This is a genomic window from Bartonella sp. AA74HLJMH (assembly GCF_042197045.1).
Taxonomy (GTDB): Bacteria; Pseudomonadota; Alphaproteobacteria; order Rhizobiales; family Rhizobiaceae; genus Bartonella.
The window spans coordinates 181591-207452 of sequence record NZ_JBHIRJ010000001.1 but is presented as its reverse complement, the minus strand read 5'-3'; the positions used below and the strand labels follow the sequence as shown (position 1 = coordinate 207452).

Here is a 25862-nt window from a genome sequence, read left to right as displayed (position 1 = left end):
AAAAACATTTATCCCTCTTTTCAAAAATATTTACCCGTACGAACTCCCTCCACTTTTAATGTGCAACAAATAATTTTAATTGATTCAATATAGGCAAATTTGAAACGAAAGAATATTACGGGAGTCTCAAGTTGCAAAACAGCTAATTATTCCTTATAAATTAAGATATTAATATTAAAAAGACCACTGGCGAGCTTTTAAAAAAATATAATCTCGAAAAGCATTTAACCTTGCCAAATTCTTTAAATTATAAGGATAACAAAAAAAAGTATCAAAAGAAGGAATATCAACCATATCAGGAAAAAGACGCACTAAATGCTCATCATTATTGACGATATAATCAGGAAGCACAGCAATCCCAAGATCACGCATAAGCGCATTCTTTATTGAGATGATATTGTTGATTTGTAAAACTGAAACGCGCAATGATCCATCACTTCTACCAGCCTTTTCCAACCAATTTAAACCAGACAAATAAGGTGGAACAGGTTCACCGAACGAAATAATACGATGCTCATCGAGATCAGACAATTTTTCCGGCTTTCCATAATTTGCAATATACTTTTCCGAAGCATAGACATGCATATGAATTGTAAAGAGTTTTCTTTGTATAAGATCAGGTTGTTTGGGTTGATGTAAGCGAACAGCACAATCCGCATGACACATTGTCAAATCAAGCTCTTCATCGGAAAGCAAAAGCTGAACCTGCATATCAGGATAAAGACTAAGAAATTCTGGCATACGCTCTGCAATCCACCCTGCCCCCATTCCAAAGGTCGAGGTCACACGCAAGTGCCCCGTTGGTTTTGCATAGCTTTCACTTAATTGCAAACGCACACTTTCAAGCTTCATCAAAACATCATGAGCTGTACGATAAAGAGTTTCTCCCTGTTCTGTAAGAATCAAACCACGCGCATGACGTTGAAATAAGGATACCCCAACCTCTTGTTCTAAAGCCGAAACCTGTCGTGAAACGGCTGATTGAGATAAATGAAGTTTTTGAGCAGCATGCGTAAAAGATCCCGCTTCTGCTGCAGCGTGAAAAACCCTTAACTTATCCCAATCCAACGGTGGCGCCACAATTAATTCTACCTCTATATTCTCTATGTTCTCAATGAGTGACTAACGCCTGGGTATATCCAAAAACCGTTCTGCTTCCAACGCTGCCATACATCCTCTTCCCGCAGCTGTTACAGCTTGGCGGAATGTTTCATCTGTCACATCCCCAGCAGCAAAAACACCAGCAATGCTTGTTGCTGTTGAGTCGGGTGCTGTCCATAAATAGCCGCCTCGTTTTTGTTTCAGCTGTCCTTCAAACAGAGAAACAGCAGGATCATGCCCAATGGCAATAAATATGCCCTCTGCATTCACTTTCATCTCGTGACCTGTCTTAACATTTTTCAGACGTGCCCCTGTTACAACAGCGCCCTTTGAATCTTGAGCTGGCAGCCCCACAATTTCTTCAACCACATGATCCCAAAGAACACGCACATTATTACAAGCCAGCAACCTATCTTGTAAAATTTTTTCTGCCCGAAACTGCCCCCGCCTGTGAACCACGCTTACACTTTTAGCCAAATGCGATAAATAAAGTGCTTCTTCAACAGCCGTATTTCCTCCTCCCACGACAATAACGTCCTTATCACGATAAAAAAAGCCATCACATGTAGCACAAGCGGAAACACCTCCGCCCATAAAGGTCTGTTCACTTTCTAAACCAAGCCAGCGCGCTTGAGCTCCTGTTGCAATAATCAGTGCATCACAAGAATATTGTGTTCCTGAATCCCCATATAAGACAAAAGGATACTTCAACAAATCAGCCTTTATAATTGTATCATAGACAATTTTTGTCCCCATATTCTCAGCTTGTTTTGCCATTTGTTCCATCAACCATGGTCCTTGAATGGGATCTGCAAAACCTGGATAATTCTCAACATCAGTTGTAATTGTTAATTGTCCACCCTGCTGCAAGCCCGTCACCAAAACCGGCTTAAGCATTGCTCTTGCTGCATAGATCGCCGCTGTATAACCAGCCGGACCTGAGCCAATAATCAGCAGACGAATATGCGATTGTACCATTAAATCCCCTTCACTTTATTATAAATTAATTATTCTATAAATGATAACGGAATGCAGCCTTTTAAAAAAATATTTTTCAAGAGCCCTAATTATGTTATGTATACTTCTTTTCAAGTTTTATGAAAAGGTCTGATTACTAATTCATCAAGGCACGCTAATGTTAAGAATTAATCCTTATCCTATAAAGAGAACAATGTAACTTCTTATGAGCACAAAACCATAATAAAAAGAGATACAAAGATAGGGAACGATCATTTTTCAATTTATTATCAATGTCTGTGCACGTTTTGCCTTAATCATGGGAGGAGCAATGCTTTTGCCAATTTTTGTGGATTTGCACGACAACAATCGTAATTGGATAAGCTTTCTCTATTCTTGTGCCATAACCACCATGTTAGCAACGCTGATTCTTTTAGCAACTAAGGGAGCTACTTGTCGCTTTTCAGCACGGCTTGGCTTTATGCTCACTGTTTGTCTTTGGCTTACAGGAAGCATCGTAGGTGCCTTACCTCTTTATCTTTCTCCTCTTCCCATTTCTCTAGCAGGAGCCATTTTTGAATCTGTTTCTGGAATTACAACAACAGGCTCCACAGTCCTTTCTGATCTTGATAATTTATCGCGAAGTATTTTATTATGGCGTTCTCTTATATGCTGGATTGGGGGCATTGGTTTTATCGGTTTAGCCCTCTTAATTTTGCCTTCACTGCGTGTGGGTGGCGTGCGACTTTTTCATATGGAATCATCTGATAAATCTGAAAAAATATTGCCTCGCATCAACCAAATTGCTAACGGAATTATCATCGCTTATGTTGGGTTAACATTGGCTTGTATGCTTTCTTATTTTGCTGCAGGCATGAATTTATTTGATGCCATTAACCATGCAATGAGTACAGTAGCAACAGCTGGTTTTTCAACGCATGATGCTTCTTTTGGCTATTTTTCTGATACACCAGCCATCTTAATTATTTCAACAATCTTCATGTTGCTTTCTGCTTTACCTTTCGTACTTTATGTTAAATTAGTCCTTCCTGGACACTCCAAACGCTTCCTTGACCCACAAGTGATTGTTTTTCTCCATATCGTTCTCCTTTTCAGCTTTGCTTTAGCGGCATGGCTACGGTTTTATGATCATCGCGCGTTCCACTTAATTTTTCTTGATGTCATTTTTCACCTTTCATCCATTATTAGCACCACAGGTTATAGCGCTGAAGATTATCAACTTTGGGGACCGTTTGCGCTTGGAATTTTCTTCATTGTTTCTTTTACAGGCGGATGTGCTGGTTCTACTTCTGGTGGCATGAAAATCAATCGCCTCATTATTCTTTGGCGTATTACACAAACAAATATAGAAAAACTTCTTTCTCCTAATGTCGTTGTAAAAGCGCGCTACGATCACTCAAATATATCAAATGATGTTGCTCAAGCCGTTTTGTTTTTTGTCTGTCTTTATATGTTTTGCCTTGTTATCGGCACTGCACTTTTGCTTACAACCGGTCTTGACTTTACCTCTGCCTTTACGGGGGTCTTAACCGCACTTTCAAATGTTGGTCCAGGCTTTGGAGATATTATTGGCCCCACTGGTAATTTCTCTACAATCAACGACCATGCTTTATGGATTTTAAGTTTTCTAATGTTAGCTGGACGCCTTGAAATCATAACAATATTCGTCCTTTTTATTCCCGCTTTCTGGCGTGAACAATTCTAATGCAGAGAGTATTTTATGCTACCATGATAAAAAATTGACAAGATAAAAAGGCGAGAACAGTATGCGTCATAATATTCACCCCTTACTCAATCCACTGAAGATTTTCTAAAATTTCCATACAAATCATCATATCAATGATATAAAAATAATTCAACAAAAACAATCAAATACCAATATTTTCAAAGCCATAACATATAAAACTTCACTTTATTGATCTTCTTTATCAAATAAAGTGGACGCATAGAACATTCTTTTTTACGAATAATCTCTCATGCAAAAAATATGAATATTTGTTGATAAAAGTGTTTTTTCTCTTTAATAGAGTTACACCCTTATAGAAAAAAATGCTATTATATTACGAACTCACAAGCTTGTAAAAAACATCTCACAATACTCATCACCCCCATTTCACGACAGCCCTCATGAAAGATATAAAATGGGCACCATCATTTTTACTTAAATAACAATAAGGTGCAAGTCGGTACAAAAAAATAAGATATAAATTAGTACCACCATATTATTTTCTTTCTATTAATGTCGTAACAGCCTGCATTTCAGACAATTTATAAGAAATCTCTTTACACCCTGTCTTCAATAGTTTTTATCCACCACATGCCTTCTTCCAATTGTGATGTGCAAGAAGATAGCTCTCATTGTTAATATCAACAGATTTAACATAAGAAAATCTTACGCTACTCAAAGCTCTTATTCAAATTGAAAAGGTAAATTATCTATAAAAATCATATATATATATATATATATATATTGATCTTAAATCCATCTTATCATGAATTTATTGAAAATATGTACGACTATTTTATCCATGGAGATACCATCATTATCTTTTTAAGACAAGAAAACGTTTTTTTTGCTATCTATTTAAGTCTTACAAAACCAACAATATCAGCACGACACCGTATAAGATAGTGCATAAATCCCCAGACTTGAGTTAAAGCATTATTTTCTTATTCTAAAATATCAATGAATAAAAGTAGCTTTCTTCTCTCCTAGTATGCTTTATCATAAACTACATATCGCTCTCAAGCGTATACATTTTTAATCTTTTATCCAAAATTTTGGGAACTTCTTATAGTGTTCTACTAAAGACAATATAAATTTTGTAAAATAACATTTATATCATTGAGCTGTTTTCTTGATAACTATGAAAAACCTTTAAGGAAAATACTTTTATCATTCCTCAAGAAGATTTTTGATATAATAATCAAAGTCTTTTTTCTGCAAACAGTTCTTTGTAAACACTTTCAATCTTGCTTGCCTCTTTTTCCAAAGGAAAGTGCGTACGAACATGGGTTAAAGCTTTCTTTCCGGATGCCAATGTTTTTTCTACATCAGCAAAATAAGGTTCAATTGCTGCTGTTAAAGCCGCTCCATCTCCTGCTTTTACAACTGTTCCTGTCGCTTCTACAACCAATTCTTTATAAGCTCCTGCATCACTCGTTACAACCGCAACCTGTGATGCCATTGCTTCTAATGGTGTTAAACCGAAACCTTCTGTACGAGAGGGTGCAACATAAAGTGTTAAACGACGGTACCATAAAGGGATGTCCAGAATCTCACCAAGAAAAATAATGCGATCATCCAGACCAGCCTTAGCAATCTTTTGGCGTAATTCTTTTTCAAAATGATAATATTGCTCTGTCGTACGACCAGCGATAAGTGCTGTCCATTCAGGATAGTCAGGCAATAATGCTATCATGGCATCAACAAATAAATCTGTTCCCTTTGAGTAGCGCAGACGCCCAAAACATCCTACCGCATATTTTCCTGGAAATCCTGTCGAAGAAAAGCAATCATCAAGAGTGTGTGGTGGAGTAAAACGCCTCACATCCACCCCATGCATAATAACCTTATGAGGCACTTCTAAATAGACGCCCGTACGTGTACTGGTAGCGATAACCCTATCCATACAGCGAATCAACCATTTGGTAAAAGGCTTATGATGACGTTGTGAAGCCGATGTGAAGATAAGTTTCAGCTTCATTCGCAAAACATCGCGCAAAAAGATCCCACAAAGCATCTCAATATTGCGTCGTGCATGCCAAATACGAAACGGCTTCCCTTTCGGACTTTTCCAAAGTCCGAAAAGGTCCTTAAAGGCAAGTGTTGGTAAAGTTCGTGGTAAACCAAACCCCAAAGTGGATATACGCACACCCTGTTCGCGTTGCAGTGGAATAAGCTGAATAATCGTAGATGTTACTCCCGACAAACGCCTTTTAAAGTGAGGCGCAATAATTTCAGTTTCGTCCAAAGATACACGCATAATAATCCATATGTTATTTAGATGTACTGAACCTTAATGATCTCGTAATTATGCGCACCACCTGGTGCATTCACCTCAATCACATCACCTTCTTGCTTGCCAATAAGTGCACGTGCGATAGGCGAAGAAATAGAGATTTTACCAACCTTTACATCAGCTTCTTGATCTCCTACGATCTGATACACTTTTTTTTCTTCAGTGTCCTCATCCAAGAGTTTAATGGTTGCGCCAAATTTTATTTTGTCACCTGAAAGACGCGAGACATCTATAACTTCTGCTCGTGCGATATAATCTTCAAGCTCATTTATACGCCCCTCATTATGACTTTGCGCTTCTTTAGCTGCATCATACTCAGCATTTTCAGATAAATCACCATGCGCACGCGCCTCAGAAATTGCTTCAATAATTCGCGGACGCTCCTGTTGTTGACGCCAACGCAACTCTTCTTTAAGACTCTCAAAACCAGCTGTAGTCATCGGAACTTTTTCCATAATCCGTCCCTTTCTATTACACGGAAGGTTTAATAAAAATACAAAAAACGGCTTCCAAAATTACTTTTGGAATCCGAAAACTACGATCTTTTTTATTATATAGTACAGTATCGCTGTTTTCCATATAAAAATAAATAAAGGAAACAAAACATGCACAAATAGTGATTAAAACATCTCATTTTGGTGTTTAAAACGTTAAACTTCACTCTTCTCTTTAAAGTGTCCTAAAGAAGAAAGAATTGTATTTTTTTCTGTTTTATCATAATCTAGTAAAAGAAATTATATAGAATATGAAGAGAGAAGGATAGAAAATCTCTAAAGAAATTCTTTACAGAAAAATGAAAAAAATCGTCATTTTTTTTATGTTTGGCTCTTTCTTTTTAGCCACAACAATATCAGAGGCAGCAGATGCTTTTGTTACGAGAAATCTTAATTTTAGAACAGGTCCCAGCACTCAATATGCACTTTGCGGCTTAATCTCTGCTGGAGAATTAGTTTTTGTTAAAAACTGTGAAGGAAATTGGTGCCATATCCGATATAACACTCAAATAGGTTGGGTGTCATCTCGTTATCTTTCATTTAAAGATGGAAATGATCTTTATCACACATATACAATGTCTTTAATGCCCAAACGTACCGATTATTCTCCATAACAGCCATAATAACTTATGCCCTCTTGAATATCATCATGGCAAAAATGCAATAGTGTTCACGAACAACCACAAATATGCTCCTTCCAAAGAAATACTTCGAAGAATTTGTCTCATAAAAACTTGATCAATATCCTAATGAAAGCTCTAATAAACCAAAATAAATCTGTTCAATAACGTTTTGCTGTTGTCGTAATAAATTTGTAAAAATTAGTATTTTCTTTAAAATCACCAGCACTTTTCTATCAAAGGATACAACAATGAAAAATGGTGTTACTGCAACAGTAGAAGCTCTTTCTGCTCTTATTGCTTCAGGTAATCCTCTTTTTAAGAATGGTGCATTATGGACACCTCACCGCCCCATTCGTCCTGAAAAATCTGAAGGTGGTATTCCATTTCAACTCGAAACATCTTTTAAACCAGCGGGAGATCAACCTCAAGCCATTAAAACTCTGGTCGAGGGAATTCAAAAAAATGAACGTACACAAGTGCTTTTGGGTGTTACCGGCTCAGGGAAAACCTATACAATGGCCAATATCATTGAAAAAACACAGCGTCCAGCTTTAATATTAGCTCCCAATAAAACTCTAGCAGCGCAGCTTTATGGGGAATTTAAAAGTTTTTTTCCCCATAATGCCGTCGAATATTTTGTTTCCTATTATGACTATTATCAACCAGAAGCCTATGTTGCACGCTCAGACACTTATATTGAAAAGGAATCCTCAATTAATGAACAAATCGACCGTATGCGCCATGCTGCAACACGTGCTGTCTTAGAGCGTGATGACGTCATTATTGTCGCATCTGTATCCTGTATCTACGGAATTGGTTCAGTAGAAACTTATACTGCTATGACCTTCCAAATAGCAAAAGGGGACAAACTCAATCAACGAAAACTCTTGGCTGATTTAGTCTCTCAACAGTATTATCGACAAGATATCAATTTCATTCGTGGTTCCTTTCGTGTTCGAGGGGATACAATCGAAATTTTCCCTGCCCACCTCGAAGATCGTGCTTGGCGTATTTCGCTCTTTGGTGATGAAGTGGAAACAATTACGGAATTTGATCCTCTAACGGGTCAAAAAACAGGCGATCTTCAATCGATTAAAATTTATGCCAACTCACACTACGTAACACCACGCCCAACACTTAACCAAGCGATGAAATCGATCAAAATGGAACTCGTTCAACGCCTCGATGAATTAAATGCGGCTGGACGTCTTTTAGAAGCACAACGTTTAGAACAACGTACAATTTTTGATTTAGAAATGTTGGAAACTACCGGCTCATGCTCTGGAATCGAGAATTATTCACGCTATTTAACGGGACGAAAACCCGGAGAACCACCACCAACCTTGTTCGAATACATTCCAAATAATGCTCTTGTTTTTATCGATGAAAGCCACGTAACCATTCCCCAAATTGGTGGCATGTACCGAGGTGACTTTCGTAGAAAAGCAACCTTAGCAGAATATGGTTTTCGCCTCCCTTCTTGTATGGATAACCGTCCTTTGCGCTTTGAAGAATGGGATGCTATGCGCCCACAAACGATTGCTGTCTCCGCAACACCTGGACGGTGGGAAATAGAACAATCTCACGGCACTTTTGCAGAACAAGTTATTCGCCCCACAGGGCTTGTTGACCCACCAACAGAGGTTCGTCCAGCCAAAAATCAAGTCGATGATGTTGTGAATGAAATTCGTAAAACAATTCAAAAAGGCTACCGTACATTGGTGACAGTTCTCACAAAGCGTATGGCCGAAGACTTAACTGAATATCTCCACGAACAAGACATTCGTGTACGCTATATGCATTCTGACATTGATACATTAGAGCGCATTGAAATTCTACGCGATCTTCGGCTTGGCACCTTTGATGTCCTCATCGGTATTAACTTGCTCCGAGAAGGCTTAGATATTCCAGAATGTGGTTTTGTTGCCATTCTAGATGCCGATAAAGAGGGCTTTTTGCGCTCTGAAACTTCCCTCATACAAACAATCGGACGTGCTGCACGTAACGTAGATGGCCGTGTTGTCCTCTATGCAGATACGATCACTGGTTCCATAGAACGAGCCTTACAGGAGACACAAAGACGTCGACAAAAACAAATAGCCTATAATGAAGAACACCATATCACACCGAAAAGTATCAAAAAAAATATCGGAGATATTCTTAATTCAGGCTATGAAACCAACCATATTCATACAAATATCCCTGATGTCATCGAGAAAAAAAATATGGTTGGCAACAATTTAGCATCTCATATTAAACACCTCGAAAAATTAATGCATGAAGCAGCTGCTGATCTTAATTTTGAAGAAGCAGCACGCCTTCGCGATGAAATCAAACAATTACAAAAGATAGAACTAGAACTCGCGGAAAATCCCTTAACACATCATAGCGAACAATCCACCCATGAGCGCGTATTACAACCAAGTCTTTTCTCCAAACCAGACCTTGCACACATGGGACCAACCATGGACACTGGTATTTTGGAAAATCAAAAAGGAAAATCTCGTAAAAACACCCCTAATCAAGCAACAATAAAACGAAAAAAACGCAATCAATGAAGGAGCAAAAAATTTCAAACCGCATAAAATAATCTTCAGCTCTTCTAAAAAAGACGAAAGCTCAAAAGCAAACAGCGTTATCCGAAAAATAGACAACCTCCAACATCAACGGTGCTTCAATTTGTCTAAAACAACATGAGAGAGAACATTTTATAAAAAATTTCTAAAATATATTATCTTTATAAAGTTATACTCTGATATCTAACTCAATATTATTTATCCTTACAAGAAAATATTCAAATAGGGCACTGTCCTATAACACAAATAAAGTAAAATAAGACTTTATCATAGCACCATAAGCCTATGATAAAAAATGATAACTTTTATTCATATCCCTATTGTTCAATTCATATTGTACCAAACAATAAAAAATTATCCCTAAATAAAGAGTTTATATTCCATAGTAAAAAATCGTGGACTCTCAATACAAACTTATTAATTAACCTCAAGCAGAGTACATTAATTGAAATCAAAATTCTGTTATGATTTCATTTTACTGTCTCCGCGATAGATTTAACTAAATAAATTTTTATTTTTTGTCACAATAAAGTCCAAAATTGTTCAGGCTCTATTCAGTTTGAAACGTGTAGGATGTGAAAAATACGATTTACACAAGGAGCATCATTATGAAAAAAGTGATCAGGTTAGCGGTATTATCAGCAATGTCAACTGTGACCGTTTTGATGCCGCTAAATGCAACGCTTGCGGATATGGCATGGAATCGTAGTGACTCTATCTCGAGAGAAATAGATGATATGATGAGGAAGATGCGTAAAGAAACAGATGATGCGATAAAGGAAATGAGGAAGAAAGCTGATATTCTGCCTTGCGGTTTTTCTCGCTCCCATTGTTCTGATAAAAAACGTAGCTTTTTATCTGATGATTTCCAAAAGTTTGTTGATGATTTCCACAAGAGTTCTGATGACGACAAGAGAAGATTTAAAGCCAAACATGAAAGGTCTGTAGCCAAACATAGTAAGACGGAACAACAACAACACCATCATCACCACCACCACCATTATCATCATGTTGAAAACAAAACATATCATTACGTCGAGCGCAAAAAGACAAAACACAGTAATATTCATATAGATAACTCAGGAGATGCTTTAGCGGTGGGTATTCTTGGTCTTGCAACAGGTACGATTCTTGGTACAATTTTAAAAAAACCAGAACAGCCACAAGTGGTTTATCAAATAGTACCACAAAATCAGGTAATTTATCAAAAAGTTCCGCAAAATCAAAGAGTTTATCAAGTGCAGCAAACGGTGGCATATGAGCCACTCCAGCAATCATTAGAATCTGATTGGCTTAACTATTGCAAGAAAAAATACCGTTCCTTTAACCCTAAAACAGGGACCTTTCGAGACCGCAATGGTTTGGAACACATTTGTTATGCCCCAATAAATTAACTTCTGTTCCGTCCTACTAAAAAGTCTTAAATGGCAAAAAAAAACGCTTCAAAGCGTTTTTTATTTGCTCATATATTAAAATCTTGAAGAAAAGGATTATTTTGGCGCTCATAGCCTATGCTACTTTTGGGACCATACCCACAGATAAAACAAACATCATCGCCTAAGGGTAAAACTTTTTCTCGAAGGGATTGCATCAATTTTTCATAAGAACAGAAGGGGAAGTCCGTACGTCCAATAGAACCACGAAAGAGAACATCACCCAAGAGGGCTAAGCGCTCTTTTTCATTGAAATAAATAACATGACCAGGGGAATGCCCCAGTGTATGTAAAACCCTAAACTCATGTCCAGCAAAATACACACACTCACCATCTTCTAACTATATAGAACAACGCCCCATGATGCTTTCGGGTATAAGCCATGATTTAAGAACCATTCTCACCCGTTTTAAACTTCAGCAAGCGTTAGCAAATACTGACTTTGATATCAAGCCGCTTGAACAAGATGTGAGCGACACGCAAAATATGTTAGAAGATTACCTTGCTTTTGCCCGTAGTGAAGAAAGTGAGTGTGTTAAAACTTTTGATTTAAATGCTCTTATGCAAAAATTCTCTACCGATGCGCATCTTCACAAACGTCAATTTTCCTACACCATTGAAAGCCCTACACCAATACAAGCACGCCCACGTGCCTTCACGCGTCTCATCAGCAATCTTGTGTCAAATGCATTTTGTCATGCCAATACTGTCAAACTAACAGCCATATCCCAACAAGAATGTTTCCCATATATCAAAAAAAGTTCCCGCAATATATTATATTTATACAGTTATAATATGATATCGAACTCAATATTTAGCCTCACAAGAGAGTAGTCAAACAGGACTGTATTCAATCACACAAATAAGGTTCTATCTTAGCACCATAAGCCTATAATAAAAAACGATAACTTTTGTTCATACACCTATTGTTCAATTCATATTGTATCAAGCAATAAAAAAGTACTCATCAATAAATAATTTATAACCAATAGTAAAAAATCTGGTGCTCTAAATACAAGCTGCTTAATTAACCTTAAGAAGAGTACATTAATTGAAATCAAAATTCTGTCATGATTTTATTTTACTGTATTGATAATAGTTTTAACTAAATGAATTTTTATTTTTTTGTCACAATAAAGTCCAAAATTGTTCAGGCTCTATTCAGTTTGAAACGTGTAGGATGTGAAAAATACGAATTTACACAAGGAGCATCATTATGAAAAAAGTGATCAGATTAGCGGTATTATCAGCAATGTCTACTGCAACCGTTTTGATGCCATTAGATCCAACGCTTGCGGATATGGCATGGTATCATAACTATGACATGAGAAGGGAGGCTGGTTTACCGTCTCACAATTTTAGCTCCCATTTTTCTCATAGTGAACATCACTCTTTTGATAACCCCCACACGCGTCATTATGTTAGCCATAAATGGGGAGCACAACAACACCATCATGTTGAACACAAGACATATCATTATGTCGAGCGCAAAAAGACAAAACACAGTAGTATTAATATAAATAACTCAGGAGAAGCTTTAGCAATGGGCATTCTTGCTCTTGCAGCAGGTGCACTTCTCGGCAAAATTTTTAAAAAATCAGAACAGCCACAAGTTGTTTATCAAACCGCACCACAGCATCAAATTGTATATCAACAGGTTCCACAAGAACAGATAATTTATGAAGCTCCGCAAACGGTGGAATATGAGCCAGTACAACAATCATTAGAGTCTGATTGGCTTCAATATTGCAAGAAAAAATACCGTTCTTTCAACCCTAAAACAGGAACTTTCCGAGACCATAATGGTTTGGAACACGTTTGTTATGCCCCAATAAATTAACTTCTGTTCTGCTCTACTAAAAAGTCTTAAATGGCAAAAAAAACGCTTCAAAGCGTTTTTTTTTATTTGCTCATATATTAAAATCTTGAAGAAAAGGATTATTTTGTCGCTCATAGCCTATGCTACTTTTGGGACCATGCCCACAGATAAAACAAACATCATCGCCTAAAGGTAAAACTTTTTCTCGAAGGGATTGCATCAATTTTTCATAAGAACAGAAGGGGAAGTCCGTACGTCCAATAGAACCACGAAAGAGAACATCACCCAAGAGCGCTAAGCGCTGTTTTTCATTGAAATAAATAACATGACCAGGGGAATGTCCTGGGGTGTGAAAAACCTTAAACACATGTCCAGCAAAATGAACGCACTCACCATCTTCTAACCATTGGTCAGGAATACAAATGCAAGCATCAGTGATGCCATAATTTTTTGCGCTTTCGCTCACGGCATCCATCACAGGCTTATCATCGCGATGTGAACCGATAATTTTTACATTAAGCGCTTCTTTCACTTGCATTGCTGCTCCTACATGATCAAAATGACCATGTGTTATCCAAATAGCCTCAACGATAACACCATTCTTTTCGATTACGTCTTGAATCCGCGGCCAATCACCACCAGGATCAACGAGAACCCCCGTTTTACATTCACTATCAAAAAGCAAAGTGCAATTTTGTTGGAATGTCGTAACTGGAATAATATGTATATTAAGACTACCCATAATATCCTTTTCAAAAATAACTTTTTTAAATTTATAAATAAAACTTTCTTTCCTTTAAGGTAAAGGTGCTGCTCGACAGCTTTATACAACTTATGTAAACTTGCATTTTGTGTAAACTAAATTTTTATCAAGGTTTTTTAAGAATGAGCAATCACGTTCAAGTTTTGTGTGACGATGCCCCTCACCTTCTTGTGATTGATGACGATACACGCATTCGCAATCTTTTATTTCAGTTTCTCATTAAAAATGGATTTCGTGTTTCAGTTTCAGCTAATGCGAATGAAGCAAGACGACTGTTAGCAAGTTTAGATTTTGATCTTCTTATTGTTGATGTCATGATGCCTGGCGAAAACGGTATTGATCTCACTCATTCACTCCGCCAAACAAAAGATGTCCCTATCTTTATGTTAACAGCTTTATCAGAAATAGACAATCGTATCCGTGGATTAGAAGCAGGGGCAGATGATTATCTGGCTAAGCCGTTTGACCCTCGTGAACTTCTCCTTCGCATCAACGCCATTTTACGACGTGGTTTTCCCCCTCACCAACCCAAAATTGAGCAAATAGTTTTTGGTCCTTATATATTTTCAATTTCACGACGCGAACTCAAAAAAGGAGGAGAAATTATTAAATTAACAGATAAAGAACAAGAAATGATGGTCATGTTTGCCGAAAATGCAGGCGATACAATTCCGCGCCATAAATTCGCGACCGATGACAACAATATAAGTGAACGTGCCATTGATGTGCAGATCAACCGCCTTCGTCGTAAGATCGAAAAAAACCCAGCACTGCCTATATGGCTCCAAACCGTGCGAGGAATAGGGTATAAACTCTCTATTGAATAGGCACAAGAATGATCAAACCTTTAAGATTTTTTCTTCGATGGTTAACGAAAAAAATGCCTAAACGGCTTTATGCTCGCTCTTTGATCATTATCATTGCTCCCATGGTGCTTCTGCAAACGGTCATTGCTTATGTCTTTATGGAACGCCATTGGCAAATGGTAACGGAGCGTCTTTCAACGGCTGTCGTGCATGATATTTCAGCCATTATTGATATTCTTGAAACATATCCCCAACAAGATAACTATGAAGATATCAAGCGTATTGCACAACAACGTATGGGATTAAATATTTCTATTCTATCTCCTACCTCCTTACCCCCTCCAGGACCTAAGCCATTTTTTGCAATTCTTGACTATTTTTTAAGTGAAGAAATCACCCGCCAAATTAACCGTCCCTTCTGGATCGATACCGTAGGAGATTCTGATCTTGTTGAAATCCGTATCCACCTTGGTCACAACATTTTACGCGTCTTTGCTCCACGCAGCCAAGCCTATGCTTCCAATACTGCTATTTTTTTAAGCTGGATGGTAGGAACAGCTCTTGTTTTATTGCTGATAGCAATTTACTTTTTACGCAATCAAATCAAACCGATTCAACAATTGGCTGAAGCAGCAGAAAGCTTTGGACGCGGTCGTCCTTTACCAAAAGGATTTCAACCACAAGGAGCTGATGAAGTCCGTCGTGCAGGCATCGCTTTTTTACGCATGCGTGAACGTATTGAACGCCAAATTGAACAACGTACCATGATGCTCTCAGGAGTAAGTCATGATTTAAGAACCATTCTTACACGCTTTAAACTTCAGCTGGCATTAGTAAATACTGACTTTGATATTAAACCGCTTGAGCAAGATGTAAGTGACATGCAAAATATGTTAGAAGATTATCTTGCTTTTGCTCGTGGTGAAGGAAGTGAAAGTGTCAAGACTTTTGATTTAAATGCTCTTATGCAAAAATTCTCCGCCGATGCTCATCTTCACAAACGTCAATTTTCTTACACTATTGAAGGTCCTACAGAAATACAAGTACGTCCCCGTGCTTTTACACGCTTGGTCAGCAATCTTGTATCAAATGCATTTTGTTACGGCACGACTGTTAAACTAACCGCTAACTCTCAACAAGAATCTTTTATATTAATAATCGATGATAATGGACCTGGAATTCATAAAAATATGCGCACAGAAGTTTTTAAGCCATTCTTTCGACTTGATAAAGCGCGAAATCAAGATGCAAGTGGAACAGGACTTGGTCTTTCTATTGCTCAAGACATAGCACGCAGCCATGGTGGCAATATACAATTAGATGAGAGCCCACTCGGGGGAGTGCGCGCTATTCTTGATGTCCCCCTATGAGCAATATTTCCGCAAACCATCTGTAAAAATAACAGACTGCATATTTTAGGCATTCCCTACAGTTTCAAACAAAGTGTATTGCAGTGCCTTGTAAGCACTTTCTCCCGACAAAGCAACCATCTGAAATGCAACATAATGGCTTTCACAAGCTTTAAGTGCATGTATCAACAATGTTTCAACCTGTATATGAGATGGATGCATCCCACCAGCCAAAAGAAGACCTTGTCGATAAATGACTGAATTATTCCTTTGCCAGTAATCAAAATGTCCCAACAACAACTTTTCATTAATTGCTAGCAATAAGCGCTGTATTTCAGCTGTTCGAGCATTTTTAATAGAGAGATCAAACGAACAAGCTAAATGAAGTGCTTCATGCTCTTCCATCCATGAAAAAGCAAGACGATAGTTTGCGCGTTTTCCTTCCACACAAACGCTAATTTCATCTTGTGCATCCCGCTCAAACGACCAATCATATTCACAGGCAATCTGTTCGATAAAGTCAACAGGGTGCTCTTTTCTTTCTGTGGCGCAAAATGCAAGCCTCATCACAATCCTCAATCATCTTAAAACATTGTCAACAGAATATAAACCGTCTAAACTGTAACAATATTTTGCTACAATCAGAACCTTTACACCAAACAAATACACATAAAAACATCGACAGTACACAAACACCCAGAACACAATCGCGCTGTTTAGGGCAACCTGATAGTCATAAAACGAATCATCAAGTCTTTTCAGTGTATTGATACAATTTCATAGCGCCAGCCCCCCTGATTCAAAAAAATGTACTTTACCCCCAAAAAAAATCAAAAATAAACAAATGCTCCGCTCTAACAGACTCAAGATTAAGCATTTTTTAGTTTCACGCATCATATTGAAAAATTGGGGATATTTTTTTGAAGATTCTTTTTTTAAAACTATTTTACTTTTTTTGTGTCTGCGTTTTTTTTAATCATCTTTTTTTAAATCATCAAGGCGTCTTTTCAAATCAGCGTTATCAGCATGGATTTTCAGCACCATCTCCTTAAAAGTCTCAAACTCTTCGCGAGAAACAAGATCAAGTTTGTTTGCTATCTTTTCAGCCTGCACACGAAAAGCTGTTCCAGCTTCACGTCGTATGCCTTGCGCAACGTCAGCAGCATCCGTTGCTAATTTTGCTAATTCATCAAGAATACGATTTGATCCATTACGCATAACCTTTTTCCTTAAATTTTAATTATTGACGCACGCATTATAGCGTATTCTCATAACATTTAGATACTGTAATTTGTTCCTTTTACTCTATATTTTACATACTGTGCAGATTTTTCATAATGATTTTGTTTAAGATTTTTTAATATTCCTTTTATCACCATATTTTTACCACGATAAATCAGTGGAAATCTATCTCCCTTTCTGACTAGCCTCCCTACTGACTTGACCATTGTGTATTCATCTGTCATTTCTGACCATCAGAGTCACTTCATATTCATCTCGTATAATGTAAGATGCTTAACTCATGAACAATTCGTCTTGTCCAGCCATTGCTTTTCCGTCTTTTCTTGATCCTGTTATTATCCAGCTAGGTCCCGTAACACTTCATTGGTATGGACTTGGTTACGTGCTGGGTATTCTTTTTGCTTGGTGGTATGCACAAAAATTATTAAAAAAAACATCTCTATGGTATAGAGGCCACCCTCCTATGGATAAAGAAAAGATCGGAGATTTTGTTGTCTGGTCTGCCATAAGTGTTGTTGTCGGAGGGCGTTTAGGACAAGTTCTTGTATGGGATCCCATTTACTATTTTAATCATCCAAGTGCTATTATTGCCGTATGGGATGGGGGAATGTCCTTTCATGGCGGACTTATTGGTATTATCATTGCTATGATCTGGTTTGCCCGTAAAAATCATATTAACATACGAGCCATGTTTGATATCATTGCTGCAGGTGCTCCTATTGGTATCGGCATTGTACGAATTTGCAACTTCATCAACCAAGAATTATGGGGCAATATTACTACACATCCTTGGGCTGTTTGTTTTCCTCTCGATCCTTACTATTTACCGCGCCATCCAAGCCAACTTTATGAAGCATTTATGGAAGGATTTCTTCTCTTCATCATCCTGTGTCTTCTTATTTTTTGGTTCAAAGCATTAAAACGTCCCGGTACTGTATCAGGGATATTTATTATAGGCTATGCAATAGCACGCAGCATTTCTGAAATTTACCGTGCGCCTCAAGAAGATCCAGAATGGTTTTCGACTCTTTTCCATTCTACTGGTTTTACCTATGGCATGGCTTTATCTCTTCCCATGCTTCTTGTAGGGTTTTATCTTCTTCTCCACGCCTTTAAATATAAACCGACAGAAAATGGCCAATCTCAAAGAAAAAATTAAAGAAATTATTGTCCTTAATGGACCAATCACTGTTAGCCAATATATGACGTTGGCACTCACCGATCCCCAATTTGGTTATTATCACACACAAACCCCTTTTGGACATGCTGGTGATTTCATTACAGCACCTGAAATAAGCCAATTATTTGGAGAGATGATTGGCATTTGGACTCTTGCAAGCTGGAAAGCTCAAGGGTGCCCTCACCCTTTTATTCTCGCTGAAATAGGTCCAGGACGAGGAACTTTGATGGATGACATTTTGCGAACTATCCAAAAGCTCTCTCAAACGGCATTTAATGCTGCTGAAATTTTTCTGATCGAAATAAGCAAAAAACTTGCAAAAGAACAAAAAAAACGCCTTTGCTCTTATCAAAAACAAATCCATAGCATTGAAAATTTTAATCAAATTCCTTCAAAACCTCTCTTCCTCATTGCTAATGAATTTCTCGATACACTCCCTATCAACCAATATATTAAAGTCAATGGAGAATGGAAAGAGCGCCGCATTACAGTCAATCAAAATGGAGATTTCATCTTTATTGCTGCCCCGCATAAACTTCCCTCTTCTTGTCTACAAACCTGTTGTTCTAAAGTGCCTGACGGAACAATTTTTGAACATGCCCCCTTACGGCATCAATTCATGCAACAAATCAGCCACCATTTAGTGCAAGTGACAGGTTCTGCTTTACTTATCGACTATGGTGCTTGTGAGCTTGCCTTTGGCGATACCTTGCAAGCACTCTCAAAACATAGATTTCGTGATGTTTTTGATGCCCCTGGTGAACATGATTTAACATCCCATGTTGATTTTTCTTTTTTAAAAAACATAGCTCTTGAACAGGGCTGTTTTGCTGAAATCTTAGAGCAAGGAGATTTTCTTTTTAAAATGGGGCTACTGGAGCGCGCAAACCAGCTTGGAGTTGGCAAAAGTGCTCCTTTGCAAGACAAAATCCGCCAAGACATCGAACGGCTCACTAGTCCAGATCAGATGGGAAAATTATTTAAAGTTTTACATTTCAGTGATAAAAATATCTCCATACCTCCCCAATTTTGGTGATCGGCGCTTTTGTCAATAAGCACATCATTATCTGAAATATTCATTGACAAATATGAACATCTCCATCCTCATTTCAAATAATCTCCATAAGGAACTTTTATGAAATCTATCCCTCATCCCATTCTTGCAAAAAATCTTTCTACTTTACACCCCTATGGAATAAAACATGGATTTTTTACACGTCAAGGTGGTGTTTCAAAAAATCTTTATCATAGTCTTAATGTTGGGAAAGGTTCAAATGATCAACTTGAATATGTTGTACAGAATCGTCTTTTGATTGCCAATTATTTTTCTATTGAAGCGCAAAATTTAGTCACAGTTAATCAAATACACTCCTGTAACGTTGTCGTAGCTCATCAAGCAGCTATCGGTGCCCCTCCTCAAGCTGATGCTCTGGTTACAACCACCCCAGAACTCGTTATTGGGGTTCTTACAGCAGATTGCGGACCCATTCTGTTTGCTGATCCACAAGCTAGAGTCATCGCTGCAACTCATGCCGGCTGGCGCGGAAGCTTAAATGGAATTATCGAGAAAACAATTGCTGTTATGGAAAAACAAGGAGCCAAAAGACAATCAATAACAGCAGTCCTTGGACCTTGTATTGGCCCCTATCACTATGAAGTAACAAATGAATTTTACGACCAATTTATTGATTACCACAGCAAATACCAAAAATATTTTTTAAAAACAGACAAAATAAATCGCTTTTATTTTAATCTATGGGCATTTATTATAAACCAACTCAAAGAAGCAGGTGTTAATGCTTCTTGTGTAGAGCTTTGTACCTATCAAGATGAACAGCGTTTTTTCTCCTATCGCCGTGCAATACACCGCAACGAACCCGATTACGGACGGCAGATTTCTGCTATTATGCTGAAAAACAAAAGATGAGCCCCTTTATGCTTGAGAACAATACCAAAACTGCAAAACTAAACTTTTTACCCAAATGTAAAAATAAATCCCATTGTACTTTGCTTTTTTCACGAAATTATCTAGCAGCCCATAAAATATGATAGCCTTCGCTATGCTCATTTTCAATGTTTGGTTATAATGATTGAAGGCAAGATGATACTTCTTTTTATTACTCCCCTTCATTCATCTTAAATATGAAGCATTCCCCATATTGAAAGTATTTTTATAAAGTAATAACCAAAAAGCTTAATCAATATGTATTTCTTTGCCGCATGGAGAAAAACTTTGCTCTAAAAGTAATAAACTTTTGGAAAAAGAGAAAACATACTGCATAGCTCTTTAATAATAATCGATAAAATTGTAAGGCTTTTGTAATTGTTCTCTTGCAATTTAATAAAAAGAAATTAAAAACCGTGTCGCATTCCCACCATGATGATTCAGAGGTTCTACTATGAAACTTTTCTGCGGAAATTCTAATCCACGCCTAGCTGAAGATGTTGCAAATTATTTGAACATCCCCTTAGGCAAAGCAACTGTAAAGCGCTTTGCTGATCAAGAAATTTTCGTAGAACTGCATGAAAATGTACGTGGACAAGATGTTTTTGTTTTGCAATCTACATCCTATCCCGCAAATGATCATTTGATGGAATTACTCATCATGATTGATGCCCTTCGTCGTTCTTCTGCGCGTCGTATTACAGCTGTTATCCCCTATTTTGGCTATGCCCGCCAAGATAGAAAACCAGGACCACGAACTCCTATTTCTGCAAAACTTGTTGCCAACCTCATTACTGAAGCAGGGGCCCATCGTGTTTTAACATTGGACCTTCATGCAGGACAAATTCAAGGTTTTTTTGATATCCCTACGGATAATCTCTATGCTGTTCCTGTCATTTCTCGCGATGTCAAAGTGCATTATTCTCTTGAAAATGTTATCGTTGTTTCACCTGATGTGGGTGGTGTGGTGCGCGCGCGCGCGCTCGCCAAGCGCTTGAACAGTTTGCTCGCTATTGTGGATAAACGTCGCGAAAGCCCCGGTGAATCAGAAGTTATGAATATCATTGGAGATGTATCGGGAAAAGATTGCCTTTTGCTTGATGATATTGTTGATTCAGGTGGAACTTTATGCAATGCAGCAAGTGCTCTGCTTAAACATGGTGCCAATAGTGTCACAGCTTATATCACGCACGGTGTTCTTTCTGGTAATGCAATCGAGCGAATTGCCAATTCAGAGATGAAAGAATTGGTTATTACAGATTCAATTATGCCAACACAAGCTATTGAGAAAACCCATAATATTCGTGTTTTGCCCATTGCCGACCTTATGGGAGAAGCAATAGCAAGGACAGCAGCAGAACAATCGGTTTCCAGCTTATTTGGTTAAAGTGGTTCCTTGGGGTCTCCCGGCGCTGTTTCAACACCAAGATCAGGAAAGGCAACAATACGTTGACCACTAAAATGCGTGTGAATAACAATAAGTCCACGCTCTTCAAAGTAGGTTAAAAGTCGGCGTGCACGGCTTAAAGAATGAGTCCCATAAAGGCGTGCTAAAAATGCATCAGATGGACAAGGCTTTCCCCCTAATGCGGCCTGTGCCACGTTCAAGAAGACTCCTTGAACATCTTCTTCCAAACTTTCTGATATCTGCAAAATATGTTTCCAATGTTCACTGACAGCCGTTTGTTCATCAACAAAAGCCTGAGCAATAGCCAATTTACGCCGAAATTGTGAAAGATTAAAAGGAACCTTTGACATACCATGGATACGACAACGAACTGAAAAATCTTGATAAAGCACCGCTGTTGAACGATAAAAAGCTTCAGAATCCTCAAGAATTTCCCGAATAATATGTTCTGCTTGCCCGTCACGCTCAACATCAGAAAGTTCAGGAAATAAACTTGGGTTTTCTTCTAACAACTCTTGTTTTTTATGCACGACCTCCTCTAACATCTCGTGCATTGACTTTTCCCTCATCGGTTCTCGTGTTTGTTTAAATGGCGTTAAAATTTCCTCTGGTGAAGCAGTAAAAACGAGCTCTTGCACATCATCCCGCTCTGTTGGAAGTGGCATTAATTTAGGGCTAGAAGAGCGTGCCAAAGTTTCAACAGAACCGATAATGATTGGTAAGGGACGTCGTGATAAAGCAGGGCCTAAAGCTATAAAATTTCCCCGTTCAAGATCTCTAAACATTTCCGCTTGGCGACGCTCCATCCCCAAAAGATCAGCGGCGCGCACCATATCAATATCTAAAAAAGTCCGCCCTATTAAAAAATTTGAAGCTTCAGCAGCAACATTTTTGGCAAGCTTAGCCAAACGTTGTGTCGCAATAACACCAGCAAGACCACGTTTACGTCCTCGACACATAAGATTGGTCATAGCACTAAGAGAAATCTTACGTGCTTCATCAGAAACTTCTCCTGCCGCAGTTGGAGCAAACAATTGTGCTTCATCGACAACGACAAGCATAGGATACCAATAATCACGTTCCACATCAAACAGTGCCCCAAGAAAAGCCCCAACAGCACGCATCTGTTGTTCAGTATCCAAGCCTTCAAGATTAAATACCACCGAAACCCGATGTTGTCGAATGCGATGCGCAATACGTGTCAACTCTAGTTCGCTCCGTTGAGCCTCTACAATAACATGACCAAATTTATCTGCCAAAGTTACAAAATCGCCTTCTGGATCAATTACACAATGCTGCACCCACTTAGCACTTTGCTCCAGAAGACGGCGTAAAAGATGTGATTTCCCTGAACCAGAATTACCTTGTACAAGAAGACGTGTCGCCAATAATTCTTCCAAATCAAGAAGTGCTGGCATCGATTTATGCAAAGCACGACTTTCTGACATCTCACCCAAGGCAATCTCAACCTTCATAACATCTCCAGTGTTTGATTTTGAACATATCAGTGCCAGCACATATTGGTTGATTCTCCATCCACACCGTAATTTGTAACATTTCCTCCTTTTTAACGGTAGAAATCATCGATTTTTCCCACAACTCTTGCATCTATGAATAGTTTGAACTATAGAACAAACTTCTGCGTAGACACCCTTGGAGGCAACGTAGAATGGAGTGATCGCTGTTGGTTAGCGCATATCTTCATATCCATGCAAAAACTATTACTGTTTTTGAAGGATCTCCAATCATGTAAAAAGGACTTAAATTATGAGCAAAAGCTACACTCTTAAGGCCGAAAAACGCGAGCGGGTTGGTAAGGGGTCCTCCCGTGAACTTCGCCGCAACGGTCTTATTCCTGCTGTCATTTATGGTGAAAAACAACCACCTTTGGCAATAACAGTTCCCTATAAAGAAATTTTCTACAAAATTCATGCTGGTGGCTTTCGCACCACCATTGCAACGATTATTCTTGACAAGCAAAAAATTATGGTTTTGCCAAAAGATTATCAATTAGATCCCGTGCGTGACTTTCCCCTCCATGTAGACTTTTTGCGCATTTCAGCAAAATCCGTTGTAGAAGTGAATATTCCTGTCCACTTCCTCAATGAAGATACGGCACCTGGACTTAAAAAGGGTGGTGTCCTCAATATTGTTCGGCACGAAATTGAATGTACAGCTCCAGCAAGTGCTATTCCTGAAGCTATTGAAATTGATCTCTCCAGCTACTCTATTGGTGATTCTATTCACATTTCAGCAGTGCAACTGCCAAAAGATGTGACTCCCATCATCCAAGATCGAGACTTTACCATTGCAACCATTGCAGCTCCTGCTGGCATGGATGTCAGCGATGAAACTTCTGAACAAGAAAATGATGAAGAAGACACACAAACTTCATAAAACTCAAAAGGCGGGAATTTTTCCGCCTTAATTTATGAGACATTACCCTTACTCATACTTTGACTGAAGATACACATGTGGCTTATTGCTGGTCTTGGCAATCCTGGTTTACAATATCAAAATAACCGCCATAATATCGGTTTTATGGCTGTTGATGCCATTTATCAGTCCTTCTCTTTTTCTCCATGGTCAAAGAAGTTTCAAGCAGAAATCTCCAATGGTTTCATAAATAATGAGAAAATTTTTCTTATAAAACCACAAACTTTCATGAATCTTTCTGGTCAAGCTATCGGTGAAGCTTTGCGATTTTATAAATTAGATTTAAAGAATTTGATCATCATTTATGATGAACTAGACCTGTCACCGGGGAAAGTTCGTATAAAAATTGGTGGAGGACATAATGGGCATAATGGCATTAAGTCTATTGATGCCCATTGTGGTACTGACTATTGTCGTATACGCATAGGAATTGGTCATCCTGGAAGCAAAGAACTTGTTCATCAACATGTCTTGGGGAATTTTACCAAATCTGATCAAGAATGGTTATCCCCTCTCTTAGAGACAATTGCAAAAAATATCGCTCTCCTTATAAAAGATGATAAATCCCTCTTTATGAATGAAGTTTCACAAACGATAAAACACAATCAGAACCATTAGCTTGCGTGCCCCTGTCGCGTGAAGAATATGAATAAAAACTCTTAAAAAAATCCTCTTATAAACGTTCTCAAAGGCAAAATCTGTTGGCAACGTGAGAAGCTAGAAAATAGAACAGAATACAAGCTTGTATACACCTTTGAAAAAGAAAGGCTTATATTCTCTTTTGAGAGAAAGAGAAGATTGAACAGCAAACACAGCTCTCTCCAATCTTCTCCCCTAAATTAAAAAAAATCATTTGGCTGAATGGTCGACTGTAGCGGATCGTAACCATTTGATTGTTGACTATAAACTGTAGGAATACTCCTATTGTTTTGCAATACCACAACACGCGAACCAATGGGAACACGATCATAAAGATCGATAATATCTTGATTAAGCAAACGGATACACCCACTTGAAATAGCACGCCCAATTGACCACGATTCGTGTGAGCCATGAATACGGAAAAGTGTATCTTTCCCATTTTTGAATAAATAAAGTGCCCGCGCACCTAATGGATTATCGGGCCCTGGTGGCATTCCTTTCCCAAGATGACCATAACGTTCTGGTTCTCGAGCCATCATAGCTGCAGTAGGAGCCCAATTTGGCCACCGACGCTTGCGCTGTATAACCCCCTCACCTTCAAATGCTAGGCCTTCTTTACCGACACCAATCCCATAACGCAAAGCTTTTCCATTTTCACCAATAAGGTAAAGAAAACACTCTTGCGTATCTATAACCAATGTTCCAGGCGCATAAGATGTATAATAAATCACCTCTTGTCGCCAATATTTTGGATCAATTGTCGCAAGATCAACAGCAGGTAACGAATAGGTCTCATTCGTTACAGGACCATACAAAGCCTGTATTTCTGGTGGAATGTATCGAACTTGTTGAAAAGGTACCGATGACATATCTGACTGACGTGTAGCACATCCAGCCAAAGCCAAAAGTGCTGCAATTAAAAAGGCACAACGAGATAACACTCTTCTATTTTCTCCGATTAATTATTTATGCAGATTTGCATACCATGAAAAACTTAGCACAATATTAACATTAATTCGAAGTTTTCTTATCCTTGTAACTAAGG

General features: G+C 38.3%; 22 protein-coding genes and 2 pseudogenes. 14 read left to right on the top strand and 10 right to left on the bottom strand.

Annotated features, from left to right (window positions below; translation table 11 throughout):
- Nucleotides 1–174: 174 nt before the first annotated feature.
- Nucleotides 175–1080 carry a LysR family transcriptional regulator gene (locus ACFINH_RS00825; RefSeq protein WP_273791217.1) on the bottom strand — a complete coding sequence of 302 codons (906 nt, stop codon included), beginning with the start codon at nt 1078–1080 and terminating at the stop codon, nt 175–177.
- A 42-nt stretch (nt 1081–1122) separates the two neighbouring features.
- Nucleotides 1123–2079: a thioredoxin-disulfide reductase gene (gene trxB / locus ACFINH_RS00820; protein WP_375631666.1), complete on the bottom strand. Its 957-nt coding sequence runs from the start codon at nt 2077–2079 to the stop codon at nt 1123–1125.
- Nucleotides 2080–2389: 310 nt separating this feature from the next.
- Between trxB and ACFINH_RS00815 the strand changes: the two genes are divergently transcribed.
- The gene (locus tag ACFINH_RS00815; RefSeq protein ID WP_375631664.1) at nt 2390–3784 is read left to right on the top strand and encodes a TrkH family potassium uptake protein; all 1395 of its coding nucleotides are present in this window, start codon (nt 2390–2392) and stop codon (nt 3782–3784) included.
- Nucleotides 3785–5006: 1222 nt separating this feature from the next.
- Here the strand turns inward: ACFINH_RS00815 and ACFINH_RS00810 are convergent.
- Nucleotides 5007–6065: a glycosyltransferase family 4 protein gene (locus ACFINH_RS00810; protein WP_375631662.1), complete on the bottom strand. Its 1059-nt coding sequence runs from the start codon at nt 6063–6065 to the stop codon at nt 5007–5009.
- Nucleotides 6066–6082: 17 nt separating this feature from the next.
- Nucleotides 6083–6556 (bottom strand): transcription elongation factor GreA, encoded by a 474-nt coding sequence (greA, locus tag ACFINH_RS00805; RefSeq protein ID WP_375631660.1) that lies wholly within the window; start codon nt 6554–6556, stop codon nt 6083–6085.
- A 338-nt stretch (nt 6557–6894) separates the two neighbouring features.
- Here greA and ACFINH_RS00800 point away from each other — a divergent pair, with 338 nt between their 5' ends.
- From ACFINH_RS00800 to ACFINH_RS00790, 3 genes are all read left to right on the top strand, one after another.
- On the top strand, nt 6895–7209 hold the full coding sequence (locus ACFINH_RS00800; protein WP_375612971.1) for an SH3 domain-containing protein: 315 nt from the start codon (nt 6895–6897) through the stop codon (nt 7207–7209).
- 257 nt (nt 7210–7466) lie between these two features.
- Nucleotides 7467–9776 carry an excinuclease ABC subunit UvrB gene (uvrB, locus tag ACFINH_RS00795; protein ID WP_375631658.1) on the top strand — a complete coding sequence of 770 codons (2310 nt, stop codon included), beginning with the start codon at nt 7467–7469 and terminating at the stop codon, nt 9774–9776.
- Nucleotides 9777–10402: 626 nt separating this feature from the next.
- Entirely contained in the window at nt 10403–11188 is a 786-nt protein-coding gene (locus tag ACFINH_RS00790) for a BA14K family protein (RefSeq protein ID WP_375631656.1), read from the top strand.
- 68 nt (nt 11189–11256) lie between these two features.
- Here ACFINH_RS00790 and ACFINH_RS00785 read toward each other — a convergent pair.
- A pseudogene (locus ACFINH_RS00785) lies at nt 11257–11568 on the bottom strand (MBL fold metallo-hydrolase); the annotation flags it as partial.
- A gap of 4 nt (nt 11569–11572) precedes the next feature.
- Between ACFINH_RS00785 and ACFINH_RS00780 the strand changes: the two are divergent.
- Both ACFINH_RS00780 and ACFINH_RS00775 read left to right on the top strand, forming a co-directional pair.
- A pseudogene (locus ACFINH_RS00780) lies at nt 11573–11971 on the top strand (sensor histidine kinase); the annotation flags it as partial.
- A 472-nt stretch (nt 11972–12443) separates the two neighbouring features.
- Entirely contained in the window at nt 12444–13067 is a 624-nt protein-coding gene (locus tag ACFINH_RS00775; protein WP_375631654.1) for a BA14K family protein, read from the top strand.
- A gap of 70 nt (nt 13068–13137) precedes the next feature.
- Here ACFINH_RS00775 and ACFINH_RS00770 read toward each other — a convergent pair whose 3' ends face one another.
- The gene (locus ACFINH_RS00770; RefSeq protein WP_375631652.1) at nt 13138–13788 is read right to left on the bottom strand and encodes an MBL fold metallo-hydrolase; all 651 of its coding nucleotides are present in this window, start codon (nt 13786–13788) and stop codon (nt 13138–13140) included.
- A gap of 143 nt (nt 13789–13931) precedes the next feature.
- Between ACFINH_RS00770 and ACFINH_RS00765 the strand changes: the two genes are divergently transcribed.
- Both ACFINH_RS00765 and ACFINH_RS00760 read left to right on the top strand, forming a co-directional pair.
- Complete coding sequence (locus ACFINH_RS00765) at nt 13932–14636, top strand: response regulator (RefSeq protein ID WP_375631650.1); 705 nt, start codon at nt 13932–13934, stop codon at nt 14634–14636.
- Nucleotides 14637–14644: 8 nt separating this feature from the next.
- On the top strand, nt 14645–15985 hold the full coding sequence (locus tag ACFINH_RS00760) for an ATP-binding protein (protein WP_375631648.1): 1341 nt from the start codon (nt 14645–14647) through the stop codon (nt 15983–15985).
- A 45-nt stretch (nt 15986–16030) separates the two neighbouring features.
- Here ACFINH_RS00760 and ACFINH_RS00755 read toward each other — a convergent pair whose 3' ends face one another.
- Together ACFINH_RS00755 and ACFINH_RS00750 are read right to left on the bottom strand one after the other, a co-directional pair.
- Nucleotides 16031–16531: a YbjN domain-containing protein gene (locus tag ACFINH_RS00755; protein ID WP_273724125.1), complete on the bottom strand. Its 501-nt coding sequence runs from the start codon at nt 16529–16531 to the stop codon at nt 16031–16033.
- 405 nt (nt 16532–16936) lie between these two features.
- A complete protein-coding gene (locus ACFINH_RS00750; protein ID WP_273791228.1) occupies nt 16937–17182 on the bottom strand; it encodes an accessory factor UbiK family protein in 246 nt (81 codons plus the stop codon).
- 304 nt (nt 17183–17486) lie between these two features.
- Between ACFINH_RS00750 and lgt the strand changes: the two genes are divergently transcribed.
- The 4 genes from lgt (at nt 17487) to ACFINH_RS00730 (ending at nt 21718) form a co-directional block, all read left to right on the top strand.
- Nucleotides 17487–18365: a prolipoprotein diacylglyceryl transferase gene (gene lgt, locus ACFINH_RS00745; protein ID WP_375631646.1), complete on the top strand. Its 879-nt coding sequence runs from the start codon at nt 17487–17489 to the stop codon at nt 18363–18365.
- Complete coding sequence (locus ACFINH_RS00740) at nt 18340–19422, top strand: class I SAM-dependent methyltransferase (RefSeq protein WP_375631644.1); 1083 nt, start codon at nt 18340–18342, stop codon at nt 19420–19422. Before lgt ends, ACFINH_RS00740 begins: the two co-directional genes overlap by 26 nt.
- Nucleotides 19423–19521: 99 nt before the next feature.
- Complete coding sequence (pgeF, locus tag ACFINH_RS00735; RefSeq protein WP_375631642.1) at nt 19522–20313, top strand: peptidoglycan editing factor PgeF; 792 nt, start codon at nt 19522–19524, stop codon at nt 20311–20313.
- A gap of 472 nt (nt 20314–20785) precedes the next feature.
- Nucleotides 20786–21718: a ribose-phosphate pyrophosphokinase gene (locus ACFINH_RS00730; protein WP_375606345.1), complete on the top strand. Its 933-nt coding sequence runs from the start codon at nt 20786–20788 to the stop codon at nt 21716–21718.
- Here the strand turns inward: ACFINH_RS00730 and ACFINH_RS00725 are convergent.
- Nucleotides 21715–23214, bottom strand: coding sequence for a helicase HerA domain-containing protein (locus ACFINH_RS00725; protein ID WP_375611181.1), 1500 nt, complete (start codon nt 23212–23214; stop codon nt 21715–21717). The two genes, ACFINH_RS00730 and ACFINH_RS00725, sit on opposite strands and share 4 nt — an antisense overlap.
- Before the next feature lie 292 nt (nt 23215–23506).
- On the opposite strand from ACFINH_RS00725, the gene ACFINH_RS00720 reads away from it, so the two are divergent.
- Together ACFINH_RS00720 and pth are read left to right on the top strand one after the other, a co-directional pair.
- Nucleotides 23507–24136, top strand: a complete 630-nt coding sequence (locus ACFINH_RS00720; protein WP_375611180.1) for a 50S ribosomal protein L25/general stress protein Ctc — start codon at nt 23507–23509, stop codon at nt 24134–24136.
- Nucleotides 24137–24211: 75 nt separating this feature from the next.
- The gene (gene pth / locus ACFINH_RS00715) at nt 24212–24793 is read left to right on the top strand and encodes an aminoacyl-tRNA hydrolase (RefSeq protein ID WP_375631640.1); all 582 of its coding nucleotides are present in this window, start codon (nt 24212–24214) and stop codon (nt 24791–24793) included.
- A gap of 221 nt (nt 24794–25014) precedes the next feature.
- Here the strand turns inward: pth and ACFINH_RS00710 are convergent, their stop codons facing one another.
- A complete protein-coding gene (locus ACFINH_RS00710; RefSeq protein WP_375611178.1) occupies nt 25015–25758 on the bottom strand; it encodes a L,D-transpeptidase in 744 nt (247 codons plus the stop codon).
- Nucleotides 25759–25862 lie beyond the last annotated feature (104 nt).